At 43.6% G+C, this 16,479-nt stretch carries 14 protein-coding genes; 7 read left to right on the top strand and 7 right to left on the bottom strand.

Annotated elements, in window-relative coordinates; translation table 11 throughout:
* Positions 1 to 40: 40 nt before the first annotated feature.
* From C6W44_RS12165 to C6W44_RS12155, 3 genes are all read left to right on the top strand, one after another.
* The gene (locus C6W44_RS12165; protein ID WP_105245986.1) at positions 41 to 907 is read left to right on the top strand and encodes a glycosyltransferase; all 867 of its coding nucleotides are present in this window, start codon (positions 41 to 43) and stop codon (positions 905 to 907) included.
* A 65-nt stretch (positions 908 to 972) separates the two neighbouring features.
* Positions 973 to 2,067: a glycosyltransferase gene (locus tag C6W44_RS12160; RefSeq protein ID WP_105245984.1), complete on the top strand. Its 1,095-nt coding sequence runs from the start codon at positions 973 to 975 to the stop codon at positions 2,065 to 2,067.
* A gap of 47 nt (positions 2,068 to 2,114) precedes the next feature.
* Complete coding sequence (locus C6W44_RS12155) at positions 2,115 to 3,239, top strand: glycosyltransferase (protein ID WP_105245983.1); 1,125 nt, start codon at positions 2,115 to 2,117, stop codon at positions 3,237 to 3,239.
* 2 nt (positions 3,240 to 3,241) lie between these two features.
* Here the strand turns inward: C6W44_RS12155 and C6W44_RS12150 are convergent, their stop codons facing one another.
* From C6W44_RS12150 to aspS, 7 genes are all read right to left on the bottom strand, one after another.
* A complete protein-coding gene (locus tag C6W44_RS12150; protein ID WP_105245981.1) occupies positions 3,242 to 4,009 on the bottom strand; it encodes a hypothetical protein in 768 nt (255 codons plus the stop codon).
* 81 nt (positions 4,010 to 4,090) lie between these two features.
* The gene (locus C6W44_RS12145; protein WP_105245979.1) at positions 4,091 to 5,104 is read right to left on the bottom strand and encodes an NAD-dependent epimerase; all 1,014 of its coding nucleotides are present in this window, start codon (positions 5,102 to 5,104) and stop codon (positions 4,091 to 4,093) included.
* Positions 5,104 to 6,270, bottom strand: a complete 1,167-nt coding sequence (locus C6W44_RS12140) for a nucleotide sugar dehydrogenase (protein ID WP_105245977.1) — start codon at positions 6,268 to 6,270, stop codon at positions 5,104 to 5,106. Before C6W44_RS12140 ends, C6W44_RS12145 begins: the two co-directional genes overlap by 1 nt.
* 110 nt (positions 6,271 to 6,380) lie before the next feature.
* Positions 6,381 to 7,364, bottom strand: coding sequence for a Stealth CR1 domain-containing protein (locus C6W44_RS12135; RefSeq protein WP_105245975.1), 984 nt, complete (start codon positions 7,362 to 7,364; stop codon positions 6,381 to 6,383).
* Between the two features lie 24 nt (positions 7,365 to 7,388).
* The gene (locus C6W44_RS12130; protein WP_105245973.1) at positions 7,389 to 8,186 is read right to left on the bottom strand and encodes a glycosyltransferase; all 798 of its coding nucleotides are present in this window, start codon (positions 8,184 to 8,186) and stop codon (positions 7,389 to 7,391) included.
* A 182-nt stretch (positions 8,187 to 8,368) separates the two neighbouring features.
* On the bottom strand, positions 8,369 to 9,328 hold the full coding sequence (locus tag C6W44_RS12125) for a lysophospholipid acyltransferase family protein (RefSeq protein WP_105245971.1): 960 nt from the start codon (positions 9,326 to 9,328) through the stop codon (positions 8,369 to 8,371).
* 67 nt (positions 9,329 to 9,395) lie between these two features.
* Positions 9,396 to 11,222, bottom strand: coding sequence for an aspartate--tRNA ligase (aspS, locus tag C6W44_RS12120; RefSeq protein ID WP_105246695.1), 1,827 nt, complete (start codon positions 11,220 to 11,222; stop codon positions 9,396 to 9,398).
* Positions 11,223 to 11,577: 355 nt separating this feature from the next.
* On the opposite strand from aspS, the gene sohB reads away from it, so the two are divergent.
* From sohB to C6W44_RS12100, 4 genes are all read left to right on the top strand, one after another.
* Positions 11,578 to 12,552, top strand: coding sequence for a protease SohB (gene sohB / locus C6W44_RS12115; RefSeq protein WP_105246692.1), 975 nt, complete (start codon positions 11,578 to 11,580; stop codon positions 12,550 to 12,552).
* A gap of 265 nt (positions 12,553 to 12,817) precedes the next feature.
* Positions 12,818 to 14,068 (top strand): acyl-CoA dehydrogenase family protein, encoded by a 1,251-nt coding sequence (locus C6W44_RS12110; protein ID WP_199774529.1) that lies wholly within the window; start codon positions 12,818 to 12,820, stop codon positions 14,066 to 14,068.
* Positions 14,069 to 14,227: 159 nt separating this feature from the next.
* Positions 14,228 to 15,511, top strand: coding sequence for a phosphotransferase family protein (locus C6W44_RS12105; RefSeq protein WP_105245967.1), 1,284 nt, complete (start codon positions 14,228 to 14,230; stop codon positions 15,509 to 15,511).
* Positions 15,512 to 15,567: 56 nt separating this feature from the next.
* Positions 15,568 to 16,332 (top strand): histidine phosphatase family protein, encoded by a 765-nt coding sequence (locus C6W44_RS12100; protein ID WP_105245965.1) that lies wholly within the window; start codon positions 15,568 to 15,570, stop codon positions 16,330 to 16,332.
* The last annotated feature ends 147 nt before the right edge of the window (positions 16,333 to 16,479 follow it).

Genomic DNA, 16,479 nt, shown 5'->3' with positions numbered 1-16,479 from the left:
ATTAGCAAAGATAAATATTAGTCAGTGAACGGATAAAATTATGAATACAGAAGATACTATTAAAGTCTTTGTTGGTTGTGACCCAAATAACTGTGATCTAGAGCAGATGATGGTATTAGATTATAGTATTCATAAACATACCAGTGTACCCGTTGAGATAGTATGGATGCAGCTGTCACGCGATCCTAATAGCTATTGGTATTCTAATCCTGAGACTGGAGAGGGTTGGAATACCACTAAATGGTCAACGCCTTTTTCAGGCTTTCGCTGGGCAATTCCAGAGTACTGTCAATACTCTGGTCGTGCCATCTACATGGACGCTGATGTCATTATTTTAGATGATTTGGCAAAGCTGTGGCACCATCCTATTGAAGGACAGTCTGTTGTAGCTGCTAAGACTAATGCGGATATGACTCGGTTGTGTACATGCGTATGGGATTGCAAGGCGGCAAAAAACATTGTCTTACCAATTAAAAAACTCAGGAAAGATCCCAAAAGCCATAAAGAAATGATGGCTGTATTTAAAAATAATAATCAGCTCATTGAGCCTTATCAGGATAGTTACAACTGTATAGATGGCGAAAACTTAGCGTTAGAAGATATTAGGATTTTGCATTATTCAGATATGGGTACGCAGTTCAGTCATAAATATTCATTACCTAGAGTCAGTGAAGAAGGTATCGAGCACTGGTTTGACGGTGAAATAATGTCGCACCCGAGGCAGGATTTATCTGAGGTTTTTGATGAATATTATAACGAAGCACTTGCTGCTGGATACGATTTAGACAGTTATAGGGTGGAACCTTTCGGTCATTTTCCTAAAAAATCTCAAGAAGGTTATAGCGGTAATAAGGTGACTCGTCCACACGCTTCTAAATCATTTTTTTCGAAGCTATTTAAACGCTAGTTTTTTAATGAAGCAATGATAAGCCTTTCTAAGAAGGTGAAAAATTACTCCATAGGTTATCGTGTATGAAGCAGCATAAAAAAACAGTGTTACTCGTTATTAATTGTCTACAGGGCGGTGGTGCGGAACGTGTCGTATTAACATTGGGGCAAGGGTTTTATGAATTGGGCTATGAAGTACATATTCTAAGATTTAAGCCGTTAGTACAGTATGACTTAAGTCCGAATCTTAACTACCATGTACTTAAGTTTAAGCCGTATAAACTTATACCAGGGGCACAAAGACGAGACCAGATTTTTGCACGTGCTGTCGATAAATACGTGTCGAAAAATATCGGTCAGCCTGACATCATACTGTCCAACTTAGATCGTGCCGATAGTATTCTAAGTAATAGTAAACTGTCTAATATCACTTATATTATTCATAACACAGTATCACTACTCTATAAGTTTAATAAAAATCACGACGCTGAGCAGTTAAAGCAAAGAATGATAGATATATATGCCAAGCATCCTTGTGTGTGTGTCAGTGAAGGCGCTCAAAAAGATTTTATTAAGAGCTTTGGTCATATTACGCCAACCACTGCCATTCATAATCCAATAGATAAAAACAGTATTCAACAACAAGCCGATGCTTTTGTCCCTGACTACCAAAACTATATTATCCATGTCGGTAGTTTCAAAGATGCCAAGCGTCATGATGTATTGGTAAATGCTTATGCAAAAACAGATCAATCTATGCCTTTACTGCTCTTGGGTCAAGGGAAGCATAAAAGTGAAACAGAGCGACTGGTAACAGAGTTAAGCCTAGAAGACAAAGTGATATTTTTAGGGTTTCGTGATAATCCCTTCCCTTATATCAAAAATGCGCAGTTTAAGATACTGACCTCTGACTGGGAGGGTTTTGCTTTAGTTATTGCCGAAGCTCTTGTGCTAGGTACTCCTGTTATCAGTACCAACTGTCCATCAGGCCCAAGTGAATTACTACCAGAACGTAACTTAATGCCGATGGGCGATGTTGATGCCATTGCCGCAAAAATGCAGCAAGCGATGAGTAACCCGCAAGCGTTTCATGCGCCATTCGATGAAGCGCTGCTACCAGCCAAAATAGCAGAAAAATACGTAGAGTTTGCTGAACAAGTCAATATTATTAATAAATAGTTCCAAATAGTTTATACCCACAATGTCTATTTCTAAGAAAATTTAAAATGATTAATAGTGTTATTAGAGCAAGAAAAAAAGAAGTTAAAAATAATAAAAAGAAAGTACTCTTAGTCATTAACTGTCTACAAGGTGGCGGCGCTGAACGTGTTGTTCTGACTTTAGGACAGGGATTTTATGATTTGGGTTATGAAGTACATATTTTACGGTTTAAGCCCCGTGTAGATTACGAGCTTAATCCAAAACTAAACTACCACTTTATTGATTTTAAGCGTTATAAACTGATACCAAAATTAGAACGTCGTGACAAAGTTTTTGCGTTCGTAGTCGATCGTTACATTTTAAAAAACATTGGCAGGCCTGATATTATCTTGTCCAATCTTGATCGAGCACATAGTATTTTTAGTTATAGTCGACTACCCAATATTTTCTATGTCATACATACTACGATATCATTATCATATAAGTTTAGAATCTTAGATAGTAATCAGAGAGAGTTGGCTTTTACTAATATCTATTCAAAACATCCTTGTGTATGTGTCAGTCATGGCGTTCAAAAAGACTTTATTAAAAGCTTTGGGAATATTACACCGACTATCGCCATTCATAATCCAATTGATAGAGATAGGATCAAGAAGTTGGCTGATGCATTTACTCCTGAGTACCAAGATTATATTGTTCATGTGGGGAGTTTTAAAGAAGCGAAACGTCATGATGTGCTGCTAAAAGCATATGCTCGAACAGATCAGTCTATGCCACTATTACTGCTAGGTAAAGGAAAGCTGAAAGACGAAATAGAGCAATTGGTAGTAGAACTCAACTTAGAAGAAAAAGTAGTATTTTTAGGTTTTCAGGAGAACCCTTTCCCTTATATAAAGCATGCTAAATTTAAAGTGCTAACCTCTGATTGGGAAGGTTTTGCCTTAGTGATTGCCGAAGCTCTTGTATTAGGAACCCCTGTTATCAGTACAGACTGCCCATCAGGTCCAAGTGAGTTATTACCAGATAACAACTTAATGCCGATGAGCGACGTAGATGCTATCTCTGAAAAGCTTAGCTTAGCGATGAAAAATCCAGAGCAATTCTTTTCTGAGTTTGATGGGGCGCTTTTACCCATCACAATAGCCAAAAAGTATATTGCATTCGCATCTGATTCTAAAATCAAAGAATAGTCTTAATCCAACCACCATTTAGACCAATCATCTCTGTGCAACTGCCGTAGAGTAGCAAAAGCACTGTCATTATTCTGCAGTTTTTCAAACACTGCCAGTAACATGGTCGTGGCCAATTTATCAACTTTCTGAAATTTATTATAGCGTTTTCGCATATTTCTCAAGCTATCATCGGTGCCGATACGAAAATAAGTAAGACCATCGTACAGAGGCAAATCACCAGCATACAGCATATCGGTTTTTTCAGTTAGCAATGGCATAGATTCAGCATTAGTGGATAACTGCAGAAAGTTTTTGGTTTCATAAGTACGTAAAGTATTCATTAGAGTTACGACATTCATCAAGATAGCTGCTCTATGAGTATTGTTTGAATGATCAATAAACGTATCGCAAGCAGAGACAATCCAGCGCAACGACAGATGTGTCAATAAATAGTCGCTCTCTGCTTCCCATAGTCTTTCAAATTCAGCGAATGTTTTATCTATTTTGTACTTACGGCGCATTAGTATAATAAGCGTGTTGTGATAAAAGCAGAGCTCAGACTCACCAAGCGATTTGTATTTCAAGTTATTCAAATGGTTTTCTAAATCTGTGCTTTTACGCTCATTAGTTAATGCTTCAATATCACACATTGATTCAGTAATGGTTGTTGCTTTCATCTCATAAAAGCTTCTATCATTATAGGTTTTGATAATCTTACCCGCATTCAATCTTTTTTCGCTTCGAAAGATCAATATCAATTTTCTCTGCCAACTTGAAGGTGTAGCCATGTTATCAAAATCCTTTAAAAATATATAAAGATATTAGCGCCTTAATCTCTATGATATAAGTCTTAGATCATTGTTATTTGTTTAAATTGAATAATATTGTCTATACCAATCGACAAATTGCTTAATACCTTCTTCGATACTCGTTTCAGGTTTGAATCCGATATCATCTACCAATTCATCTATGTCGGCGTAAGTAATCGGTACGTCGCCTGCTTGCATGGGCAATAAGTTTTCCTGTGCCTTTTTATCACAAGCATCTTCAATGGCAGTAATAAAACGGCGCAAAGTGACAGGCTGATTATTACCAATGTTGTAAATCTTGTAGGGGGCAGCTGCAGTCGTAATAGTAGAATGCTGGGGCGAAGGTGCTTTATTAATAATGCGAATGATACCGTTGACGATATCATCAATGTAGGTAAAGTCACGCTGCATATCACCATTATTAAATACATTAATTGGCTCGCCAGCTAGAATTTTCTTTGTGAACGAAAAATATGCCATATCAGGTCGACCGTAAGGACCATAAACAGTGAAGAACCTTAATCCTGTCGTAGGAATATTATATAAATGGCTATAGCTATGTGCCATAAGCTCGTTGGATTTTTTGGTGGCGGCATATAGACTAATAGGGAAATCAACACAATCAGACGTCGTGAATGGCTGCTTTATATTCATACCATAAACAGAGCTAGAGCTTGCGTAGATTAAGTGCTTAATATCGTGGTGACGACAGCCTTCTAGAATATTAACAAAGCCAACCACATTTGAGTCGATATACGCATTAGGGTTTTCGATAGAATAGCGCACACCTGCTTGGGCACCTAAATTAACAACCGTATCAAATTGATAGGTTGCAAAAAGCTCAGACATGGCTTCACGATCAGCCAGATCTAACTTAATAAATGTAAAAATTTCTGGATCTGATATCTCACCTAATATTCTCAAACGCGCTTCTTTTAGATCTGTATCATAATAGTCGTTGATATTGTCGATACCAACGATACAGTAATCCCTAGCAGATAGATCTGTTTCTAGTATCGCCTTGATTAAATGAAAACCAATGAAACCTGCCGCACCAGTGACCAGTATTTTCATTAGTCGCTCCCAAATAGATCGCGAGTGAATACTTTGTCTGCGACATCTTTTATATCGTCAGATAGGCGGTTTGCGACAATGACATCACTCATTGATTTAAAGGCTTCTAAGTCTTGAATCACACGCGAATTAAAGAAATCATCTTCTTTCAATACAGGCTCGTAGACAACGACTTCTATACCTTTGGCCTTAATACGTTTCATAATACCTTGAATAGCTGAGGCGCGAAAATTATCAGACCCACTCTTCATAACCAATCGGTAAACGCCAACGATTTTAGGGTTTGTTTGAATGATCTTATCCGCAATAAAATCTTTGCGCGTGCGATTAGAATCGACAATGGCTCTTATCAAATTACTTGGCACCTCATCATAATTAGCCAATAGTTGTTTAGTATCTTTTGGTAGACAATAGCCGCCGTAGCCAAATGAGGGGTTGTTATAGTGATCGCCGATACGTGGATCTAAGCCCACCCCTTCGATGATTTGCCTAGTAGATAAGCCAAAAGTCTGTGCATAAGTGTCAAGCTCATTAAAGTAGGCCACGCGCATAGCTAGATAAGTGTTAGAAAATAGTTTGATTGCCTCAGCTTCAGTGGGCTTAGTAAATAGTAATGGAACATCCTTTTTTTGCGCGCCTTCGATGAGTAGGTCTGCAAACTGCTGGGCACGTTTGGACTGTTCTCCGACTATGATTCTAGAAGGGAAAAGGTTGTCATGCAAAGCTTGGCCTTCTCTTAGAAATTCAGGAGAAAATATAATACGCTCAGTGCCATAGCGCGCTCTAATACTGAGCGTAAAGCCGACGGGTACGGTCGATTTGATAATGATGAGGGCGTTTTGATTAACGGTGAGTATCTGCTCAATTACAGTTTCGACGCTTGAGGTATTAAAATAGTTGGTTTTGGGGTCATAATCAGTAGGCGTTGCTATAATAATAAAATCAGCATCTTCATAGGCTTGCTTTGCATCAAGAGTTGCACTGAAATTTAGTTTTTTATTTGCCAAGAAGTGTTCGATATCTTTGTCTTCGATAGGGGATTGCTTATTATTTAGCAATTCTACCTTTTCAGCGACAATGTCGACAGCGATAACGTCATGATGCTGCGCTAGTAGCATAGCATTTGATAAGCCTACATAGCCGGTACCGACGACTGCTATTTTCATAATATATCCAAGTGATTTTTGAGCTTTTATTGGTTTAAATCAAGAATGAGTGATCATCATTATAGTTCAAGCTTAGTCTGAATTCATTTAGGCTCATTATTTGTGGTATCTCACACGGAATGAGGCAGATAATCCAAGAATTTGTGCCTCATGGCTTGGCTGATTTTTATATATAAATCTGACTCAAGAAGATCCAAACTTTGAATACAACCATATTTAATAGTTTTATCTTCTAAGGCAAGAATAAAATCTTCTACGCTACTCTCGTTTTTTAGATAGTTGATAGAGGTGTTAGGTTTTAAACTTGCTTCGCCTTTTTGAATTTTTAGATGATTCATTAGCGTTATAGGGTTAACTTGGGCGACATCTCTGAATTTGTATTTTATCTGCTCGGTCAATAATTGCGGATGACTCAACAAATGGGACTTTAAGATATTTTTATCGACAATATGAGGATAGTGATGAATCTCAAAAAATTGATCCATGCCCAGTATTTTAGCACTTAACATTTGCGCGATAGTATGTCTTGGCTGTATTGGTGTGCCAAAAAATTTAAAGCGTGATTTTCGAAAATTGAGCTTGGCATTTAAAACAGCACTGTTACGCCACTCACCATGAAGGATTAGCTTTTCATTGTCTAAAAAATCATCAGCCGTCACTGACTGATTAAAAAAGAAGTCATCATTCATGTAAATAAAATAATCAGACAATCCTTGAATATTCCAGATCATCGACTCAATTGATCGAGTATTAAAAGTAGGTAGGTATTCTTCATAACCCGAAAATATCTCTTTATGATCGACAATACGTATTTTATCTGCTGCACAGATATTTTGCTCGGCAAATTCATCAATGAATGCAGGTTTTTGTTGGTCGGTGACCACATAAATATGACGGCAGAAGGGCACATATTTAATGATAGAGGCGATGTTGTAATATATCTCATCATCACTTGCGAAGCGGGTAGCACTTATCGCATCTGATGCGACGGCGCCACTTGGCTTGTAGGCCGCTCTTTTTTGTTTAAGTACAGGGTCTGTACCATCTACCCAAGCGATGACAATGTCTATATCTGGTGAGTCGGACTTTTTCATATATCCACCTGTTAGCTAGCACCACTACTGCCAATACTCCTCAAGCCATGGACTTGGTTTTACATGACGGTACCATTTGCCGCCGCCGCCTTTGATGGCATCGGGCGGATTAATCTCACCATGGAAGATGACGATTTTTGCGCCCTCAGGTAGGGTCGGGGCACGTACCAGATTGAATGGAATAGGGGCAATACATTGGTATTTGAAGCTCACGCACCAGTCTTTATCCCAGTACTCTAAATGATGATGCTCGCGCAGATAGTTCGATAGATAAGCCTGCTCATGGCGAACCTGCGTGCGAATGGTCTCAAAGTTACGCTCAAAGTTTGCCAGTAATTCAGGGTAGGTGTTTTGTCCCACTTTGAAACGATAGACTGAGCTATTGCCAATCATGCGCCATGGTTTTTTCCAATCACGAATGATAACGACGCTGTCTGGGTGCGCTGCTTGATAGGTAAAAAATCCATCGATATTATCAACGATGACGATATCGATGTCTAAAAATAATGCCACCCCTTTGAGGTCATACAGCTCAGGCTTAAAGGTGGTGAGTTTTTTCCAGCCGCGCTCAGGGCCCGCAGGTAGATCCAGCTCAGGTATTGGGTAGCATTTTACGGCAGGGTCAATACCTGTACTGTCATCGGTCAGACATACCATCTGAAAGTCCAATGTCAGGTGGCGGCTCACCATATTGTATAGGCGGTTGACGTATTCTGGGCCATACTTATCACCCCATTTCATACAGATGACATAACGCTGCTCGGCTGTATAATCTGGTTGTGTCAGGGTGTCTGATAAGGGCTGGGTTATGTCAGTTGCCATAATGCACTCATATTAAAGTTCAGTAGAGAGTAGATTTATAAAAGTTTAGGTACGTGTTGTATCAACCATGCAGTATCGTCAACGATGACGACTGATTCATATTACCATAATCACTATCTATAGTATTTGCCACTGCTTAACAGATTGTATTATCGTTTTATAGGGTTGTTGCGGGCGAAGACTCAGGGCGTGCGATGAGCGTTCTGCCTGTCATCATCAAGCCGCTTACGATGTTGGTTATTACTACAAATAAAGTCTGCCAAAGCGTTTTTGTCAGCCGTATAAGGGTTGTCTAGCTCAGGGATATGCTTAAAGCGCCGATAGCCCCACATATAATGACTGCATTTATCCTCAATCATGTGCTGCATGGCCAAATTGAGCGCATGCGCTGCTGTTTTTGCATCGCGATCATACAGCGCTGGATCATTAAGCTTATAGCAATAAATATCAAATCCGCGCCCATCATCACGGCGAATACAAGATAAGCCGACCAGTGCGCATTTGGTTTTACTGGCAAGCTTGGAGGCCAGCGTACTGGTCAACGTCTCAATCCCAAAAAACGGCACAACCACGCCGCCTGACGGATCAGGGACATGGTCGGGCAATATAATACTAAAGCCGCCTTGCTTTAGAGTCTTAAAGATAGCCTTGACCCCGCTACCATCGGTGGGTACCAGCGTGGCATTTAACCGCGAGCGGCCTTGCAAGATAAAGTCATTGGTGATGTCGCCTTTGACTGGTTTATACATGATAGTCGGGGCACCAAATTGATTGAGCCATGCGTTCATCATCTCCCACGTACCCAGATGCGGGACAATGGCCAGCATACCGTTTGGACTGGCAAGACCTTCTAACAAAATGTCTTTATTGTGGACATCGCGTATCTGCTTGATGCTCCACTCAGGCGGCATCGCCCAGCTTTTGACCGACTCGATACTGGTCAAGCACTGATGATAAATAATCTCTTTGGTCAGCGCTTGTTTTTGCTGGTCTGATAAAGAATCAGCAATCAGCGCCATATTGATACTGACGGTGCGCATGATGCTCAAGCTGGGTATCTTTATGATAACCCAAGCGACAAAACGTGCCACTATCTGTAGGACGGAAAGTGGCACGTATTTAAAGATATGGTACGGATTCATGACCACTCACGCAGTGATGAATCCTGTAGTCCGCCAGATAAAGAATAGTTAAACATTATCTGAGGGCTTACTGAGCAGGTCTATTGCTGTCGGCTTGTGCTTTTTCGCGCACACGGATACCAAGCTCACGTAGCTGCTTGCTATCGACTTCAGCAGGGGCTTGGGTCAATGGGCAGTCAGCAGTTTTGGTTTTCGGGAAAGCAATCACATCACGAATAGAGCTTGCACCTACCATTAACATGATCAAACGATCCAAACCAAAGGCAAGACCACCGTGCGGCGGCGCACCGAATTTTAAGGCGTCAAGTAAGAAGCTAAATTTCTCTTCGGCTTCTTGCTCATCGATACCTAGCGCTTCAAATACAGCTTGCTGCATCTCGAGGGTATTGATACGTAAGCTACCACCACCGATTTCAGTACCGTTTAGTACCATGTCATAAGCGATAGAAAGCGCGGTTTCTGGGCTGTTTTTTAGCTCATCTACCGAGCCTTTAGGCTTGGTAAATGGATGGTGCATAGAGGTCCAGCGGCCATCGTCAGTTTGCTCAAACATTGGGAAGTCGGTCACCCAAAGCGGTGCCCACTCACACGTGGTTATGTCTAAGTCTAGACCGATTTTTTGACGTAGAGCACCTATGGCATCGTTTACCACACTGGCTTTGTCCGCACCAAAGAAAATAATGTCGCCATCTTCTGCACCAGTACGCTCGATCAAGCTAACCAAGACGTCATCAGTCATGTTTTTGATGATAGGCGACTGCAGGCCAGACTCTTTGTCGACGCCGTTGTTGATCAAGCTTACATCATTAACTTTAATATAAGCCAAACCGCGCGCGCCGTAGATACCGACAAACTTGGTATAGGCATCGATTTGCTTACGGCTGAGTGAAGCGCCGCCTGGGATACGTAGCGCGGCCACACGGCCTTTAGGGTCGTTTGCAGGACCAGCAAAGACTTTAAAATCAACATCTTTCATCAAATCAGCCACATCGACCAATTTTAATGGAATACGTAAGTCAGGCTTGTCTGAGGCGTAGTCACGCATCGCCTCGGCATAAGTCATGCGCGGGAAGTCTTCAAACTCGACATCAAGCATGGTTTTAAATAGGTGCTTGATCAAGCCTTCATTGATATTCATGATTTCTTCTTCGTTTAAGAAAGAAGTCTCGATATCTACTTGGGTAAACTCTGGCTGACGGTCGGCACGCAAGTCTTCATCACGGAAGCATTTAGCGATTTGATAATAACGATCAAATCCTGACACCATAAGCAGCTGCTTAAATAACTGTGGTGATTGCGGCAAAGCAAAAAAGTTACCTGGGCGAGTACGTGAAGGCACCAGATAGTCACGCGCACCCTCTGGCGTAGCACGAGTCAAGATAGGGGTTTCAACATCTAAGAAACCGTGATCGTCGAGATAACGACGAATCGCTGAGGTGGCCTTGGCACGGAACACCATGCGCTCTTGCATGTGCGGGCGGCGCATATCTAGATAGCGATACTTAAGACGCAAGTCTTCTGATACCGTGGTATTTTCGTCATTCAATGGGAACGGCGGGGTCTCAGATTTGGCCAGTACTTCGATCTCTTTGCCCAACAGCTCAACTTGACCACTGGTCATATTGTTGTTTTCGGTGCCTTCATAACGGCGGCGTACGCGGCCAGTGATTTTTAGCACATATTCAGGACGTACTGCATCAGCCGTTGCGAATGCCTCTGGCGTATCAGGATCGACGACGACCTGCAAGATACCGGCGCGGTCACGCATGTCTAAAAAAATCACGCCACCGTGATCGCGACGACGATGTACCCAGCCTACGACACTGATGGTTTGCTCAAGTAAGCTTTCGGTTACGGCTCCGCAATATTCGTCTCGGTATTCGCTATGCGTCATAGTGCTTTGCGTCATAATATAATTATCCAGTTGTCAGCCCAGTTCGAAATATAATAATGCAGCCATCATTGGCATGGCGCCAGTTAGGCACTGTGCGAATAGGCACTGTGCAAAAAAGCACAAATACGCGATTCAGACAAATGGTCATCGCGCAGGCTGCAGTAATTTGGTGTAAACGCATATTATGCCTAATCTGGCATTGTTATACAACTAGCGGTTGCCAGAGTATCTACGTTAAATAATGTCATCGTGCTTGAAAATACGGCCAATCGGGCACATATCAGCTGCACATTAATAACAGCAACATTATCATTATATCTACTGACATATCTACCGACTTGAGGAAATGACCATCATGCTATTTCATCCACCCAAAAACCCTATCGAGCTAAAAGTACGCCATCTAAACGAAGCGCAAAAGCAGCGCCGTGAAGATTTGATGGAGGCCACACAAGGCAAAGCCGCCCTCAAGCAGTTCAAAAAGGCCATGGCAAAAAAAGCCAAACAAGCGCTAAAGGCAAAAAATAAGAAAAAAAACAACGAAAGCAAACCACAGGTCTTTGTGCTGGACTTTGATGGAGATATCAAGGCCACAGCCGTCAAGCATCTGCGTGAAGAGATTAGCACACTGATTAGCACCGCCAACAAGGGTGATGAAGTAGTGGTGCGTCTAGAGTCGGGCGGCGGCTTGGTGCATAGTTATGGGTTGGCTGCGGCACAGTTGGTTCGTCTAAAAGATGCCGGTCTAACTCTGACTGTCTGTGTTGATAAAGTCGCGGCGAGTGGCGGTTATATGATGGCTTGTGTGGCTGATAAAGTGGTGGCTGCTCCGTTTGCTGTGATCGGCTCGATCGGGGTGGTCTCTCAATTGCCAAACTTTCATAAATGGCTCAAAAATCACGATGTCGATTATGAGATGTTTACCGCTGGCGACTACAAACGTACCGTGACGGTATTTGGAGAAAACGACGCCGAAGACCGCGCCAAGTATCAAGAAGAGCTTGAACAGACGCATGCGCTGTTTAAGCATTTTGTCAACACCTACCGTCCAGCTCTAGACTTAGAAAAAGTCGCGACAGGCGAGCACTGGTATGGCGAAGATGCCTTGACGCTAAACTTGGTCGATGAGCTACAAACCTCCGACAGCTATATCTTGGCACGTATGGAAGACAGTGAGGTGTATGCCCTGCATTCAAGGCAAAAACCAACGCTCGCAGAAAAGCTGGGGTTGGCGCAAGCAGCAGAGGCGACTCTACATGTGGCGCTCGACAAGCTGCCAGATGCCTTGGCGCGCTTTGAGTTAAACAGTCGTTTAAACATCCTAAAATAACATGAAATATCAAAAGGTTGTTTAGTATTCAGCTCTGCAGGCTTTATGATTGACTGATGAAGTGTTTGTATTTTGTAAAAGGCGTGGCCTAGCTGGTCGCGCCTTTTTTGCTGTTTATTGATAATCACTGTGTTATAAATGTAGCGGACAAAAGAGAGTATACGTACGTACACTATAATGTTTTATTAAAATTTCGATGTGAAATTTATAAGAGTCATTAACCATAAGTAGAGAAAAGGAAGTCACTATGTCTAGTCAAACCCTGATGTTTACCGCAACAGAATATGGTCAATCCATGCATGCCAAAGTCAAAGCGTTCATCGAGACCCATATCGAGCCAATAGAAGCGCAGTTTTGGCAAGATTGTCATGCACAAAACCCTGATGGTGACTGGACCACATGGCAGTGGCCCGAAAAATACGAGAGCTTGCGTAAGCAGGCACGTGACGCTGGATTATGGAACCTATTTTTGCCAGATGATGAGCTGGGTGCTGGCTTGTCTGTCACCGACTATGCGCCGATCGCTGAGCTGACTGGTCGTAGTTTGCTAGCGCCTTATGTATTCAATTGCAATGCACCTGACAGCGGCAATATGGAGTTGTTATGGCGCTATGGCTCAAAAGAGCAGCAAGACCAGTGGCTTACGCCGTTGTTAGAAGGTAAGACGCGCTCGGTGTTTTGTATGACCGAGCCGGAGGTGGCCTCCAGTGACGCGACCAATATGCAAGCGACGGCGGTGGTCGAAGGTGACGAAATCGTCATCAATGGCAGCAAGTGGTGGTCGTCAGGTCTGGGTGATCCTGCAGTCGATGTATTAATCGTCATGGCCTATACCCCTGATGAGAATAAAGACCGTCACCATCAGCACTCGATGGTACTAGTACCGGCAAAAACCGCTGGCGTCAAAATCGAGCGCATGCTCAAAGTATTTGGTGATTATGATGCGCCGCATGGTCATGGAGAGGTCAGCTTTAATGATGTGCGTGTGCCAGCCAGTCACTTTATCGGCGGGCCGGGTATGGGCTTTGAGATAGCCCAAGGCCGCTTAGGACCAGGCCGCATTCATCACTGTATGCGCTGTATCGGTGCGGCTGAGAAGTCGTTGGAGCTGGCTGTCAAACGTGGCATGGCACGGACGGCTTTTGGTAAGCCACTAATCCAGCTGGGCGGTAACTTTGAGCGTATCAGTGATGCTCGGGTTAAGATTGACCAAGCACGCTTATTGACACTATACGCGGCGCAAAAAATGGATGCCCAAGGCACCAAAGCGGCACTCACTGAAATCTCTGCGATAAAGGTCGTCGCACCCACAGTATTGCAAGAAGTGGTCGATATGGCGATTCAAATCCATGGCGGTATGGGTGTGTGCCAAGACACGATGTTGCCGTCATTTTATGCACAAGCTCGCGCGCTGCGTCTAGCTGACGGCCCTGATGAAGTGCATAAAACCATGATTGCCAAACTTGAGCTGAAGCGTCAAGGTTTTAGCCGCTCGTCGAAACCTGCTAAATCTTAATATAAGAGTAGGGCGCGTTGCACATTCATAACGTGTTGAACATTCACAAATAGGCACTGCTAATCGCTAAAATGGCGCTAGACAAGGCGCAAAGCGACGATAATGCAGCTGCCTTACCGTAATGATTACTTTAATTGACCACATGATAAGGAACATCTTATGGCTACTGATACTCATGCCAACTCTACTGACAACGATGACCAGTCACCGAGCAACGTCCTAGATAAAGGCGGCGCAGTGCGCGAAGGCGAAGAGCTGGATGCTCACGCGGTCAGCGACTGGCTACGCGAGCAGGGCGTTGATATAAAAGGCGAGCCAACAGTCACTCAGTTTTCAGGCGGCGCATCAAACTGGACGTACCGGCTACAATATGAAGGCACGGGTGCAGAGCAAGATTTGATCTTACGTCGTCCGCCAAAAGGCACCAAAGCCAAGTCGGCGCATGACATGGTGCGTGAGTACACGGTACAAAAAGCCTTAAAAGACGCTTACCCTTATGTGCCAAATATGGTGGCGCTATGTACCGATGAGTCAGTCATCGGAGCGGATTTTTATGTCATGGAGCGTATGGAAGGCATCATTCCGCGTGCCAATCTGCCCAAAGGGATTGAGTTAGATGAAGCGCAAACGCGCGCATTATGCACCAATGTCATCGACGCCTTGATTGATCTACATCAAGTAGACTATAGCGCGCATCCTGACTTGGTCGAGCTTGGCCGCGGTGAGGGCTACTGCGAGCGCCAAGTGACAGGCTGGGATAAGCGCTATGTCAAAGCCAAGACACCCAATGTGCCAAGCTTTGCGTTGGTGCGTCAATGGCTGACTAAGCACACACCTGCCGATAGTAAAACTTGCTTGATTCACAACGACTGGCGCTTTGATAATGTGATCTTAGATGCCACGGATCCAACCAAAGTCATTGGTGTGCTCGATTGGGAAATGGCGACTTTGGGCGATCCGTTGATGGATTTGGGCAGTGCTTTGGCTTACTGGATAGAAGCCGACGATAACATGATCATGCAGCAGTCCCGCCGTCAGCCCACGCATTTAAAGGGCATGATGACCCGTGAGGAAGTGGTGGATTATTATCTGGAGCGTACGGGTCTACAGATAGACAACTGGACGTTTTATGAGGTGTTTGGGTTATTTCGCTTAGCGGGTATCGTACAGCAAATTTATTATCGCTATTATCATAAACAAACCACCAACCCTGCCTTTAAAAACTTTTGGATCATCGTCCATGTCTTGCATGCCAAGTGCTTAAAGCTGATCGCTCAGTATGAGGGCGAGGCGTTGTTTACCAGTCACGTGCAGCCGCATTTAGCAGACATGGGCGTCGATGCTGATACCATCGCACAGCTACCCAGTCCTGTACAAAAAATTGTCAAAAGTATCTTACCAAAAAGCTACTTTACCCAGACGTCGTCATCGGTGGACGAGTAACGCGCTGATACGTCGCTAACAAATACCGTTGGATTAATAACAAAAGGCAGCATTTTATGACCACCATACTTCTGGCACGTCATGGTCAGGCGTCCTTTGGGCAAGCAAACTACGATCAGCTCTCAGAGCTGGGCGGTATTCAGGCGCAGATGTTAGGTGAGCATTATGCAAACACCCAGCGCCGTATCGATGCCATCTTTACCGGCAGCTTGGTCAGGCAGCAAGACTCAGCGCGGCACTTTTGGCAGCGCTATCAGTCTTTTGCGAGCAGGGATCAAAGCCAAACGCCGCCGCTCGTATCTACCATTGACTTAGACAATACGGATCGCCATGTCTTGCCGCAGTTTGATGAGTTTAATCATCAAGACGTCTTGATGAAATCTCATCCAGCTTTTGGCAATCGTGCGGCAATCGCGGCCGAGATTGCGCAAGCAGAGGTCCCATCTAAGCGTTTGGCCGAGCTGTTTGATCAAGCGATGCAGCGCTGGCATGGCGGCGAGTGCGATGATGACTATCTAGAGAGCTGGCCACAGTTCAACGACCGCGCCCAGTTGGCGCTCGAGCAGGTACGACAAAAAGTGGTAGATATGAGCCTAAATCGTGACAGTACGGTGCTGGTTTTTACCTCAGGTGGCGTGATCGCGGCCATCACAGCTCAGCTATTAAAGCAGGGCAGCTCAACGGCTTATCAGATTAATAAAAGTCTGGTCAATACTGGGGTGACGGCGATCACGTTTAAAAATGAGCGAACGCGTTTGCTGTCTTTAAATGAGTATAGTCACCTGTTTTCAGCAGGCAAAGGGTTTGTGACGTGGCGATAAGCTGGTATCTGACGGCATGGATACGCTATAGTAGGACAACAGCGCTCGCGGCTGCGGCTAAGGACGAATGCCATTCTCTATGATCGCCGCGTATCATCCGCTTATCTTGTCTGATGATAAAATAAGCGCTATTTCATTATAAGATAT

It is taken from the genome of Psychrobacter sp. Marseille-P5312, assembly GCF_900291405.1.
GTDB classification, from domain to species: domain Bacteria; phylum Pseudomonadota; class Gammaproteobacteria; order Pseudomonadales; family Moraxellaceae; genus Psychrobacter; species Psychrobacter celer.
This window is presented reverse-complemented; position numbering and strand designations above follow the sequence as displayed.

Excerpts from the sequence above, each read along its gene's own strand:
- C6W44_RS12165 (WP_105245986.1), top strand. The coding sequence starts at position 41 with ATGAATACAGAAGATACTATTAAAGTCTTTGTTGGTTGTGACCCAAAT.
- C6W44_RS12155 (WP_105245983.1), top strand. The coding sequence starts at position 2,115 with ATGATTAATAGTGTTATTAGAGCAAGAAAAAAAGAAGTTAAAAATAAT.
- C6W44_RS12140 (WP_105245977.1), bottom strand. The coding sequence starts at position 6,270 with ATGAAAATAGCAGTCGTCGGTACCGGCTATGTAGGCTTATCAAATGCT.
- C6W44_RS12130 (WP_105245973.1), bottom strand. The coding sequence starts at position 8,186 with ATGGCAACTGACATAACCCAGCCCTTATCAGACACCCTGACACAACCA.
- aspS (WP_105246695.1), bottom strand. The coding sequence starts at position 11,222 with ATGACGCATAGCGAATACCGAGACGAATATTGCGGAGCCGTAACCGAA.
- C6W44_RS12125 (WP_105245971.1), bottom strand. The coding sequence starts at position 9,328 with ATGAATCCGTACCATATCTTTAAATACGTGCCACTTTCCGTCCTACAG.
- sohB (WP_105246692.1), top strand. The coding sequence starts at position 11,578 with ATGCTATTTCATCCACCCAAAAACCCTATCGAGCTAAAAGTACGCCAT.
- C6W44_RS12160 (WP_105245984.1), top strand. The coding sequence starts at position 973 with ATGAAGCAGCATAAAAAAACAGTGTTACTCGTTATTAATTGTCTACAG.
- C6W44_RS12110 (WP_199774529.1), top strand. The coding sequence starts at position 12,818 with ATGTTTACCGCAACAGAATATGGTCAATCCATGCATGCCAAAGTCAAA.
- C6W44_RS12105 (WP_105245967.1), top strand. The coding sequence starts at position 14,228 with ATGGCTACTGATACTCATGCCAACTCTACTGACAACGATGACCAGTCA.
- C6W44_RS12135 (WP_105245975.1), bottom strand. The coding sequence starts at position 7,364 with ATGAAAAAGTCCGACTCACCAGATATAGACATTGTCATCGCTTGGGTA.
- C6W44_RS12100 (WP_105245965.1), top strand. The coding sequence starts at position 15,568 with ATGACCACCATACTTCTGGCACGTCATGGTCAGGCGTCCTTTGGGCAA.
- C6W44_RS12145 (WP_105245979.1), bottom strand. The coding sequence starts at position 5,104 with ATGAAAATACTGGTCACTGGTGCGGCAGGTTTCATTGGTTTTCATTTA.
- C6W44_RS12150 (WP_105245981.1), bottom strand. The coding sequence starts at position 4,009 with ATGGCTACACCTTCAAGTTGGCAGAGAAAATTGATATTGATCTTTCGA.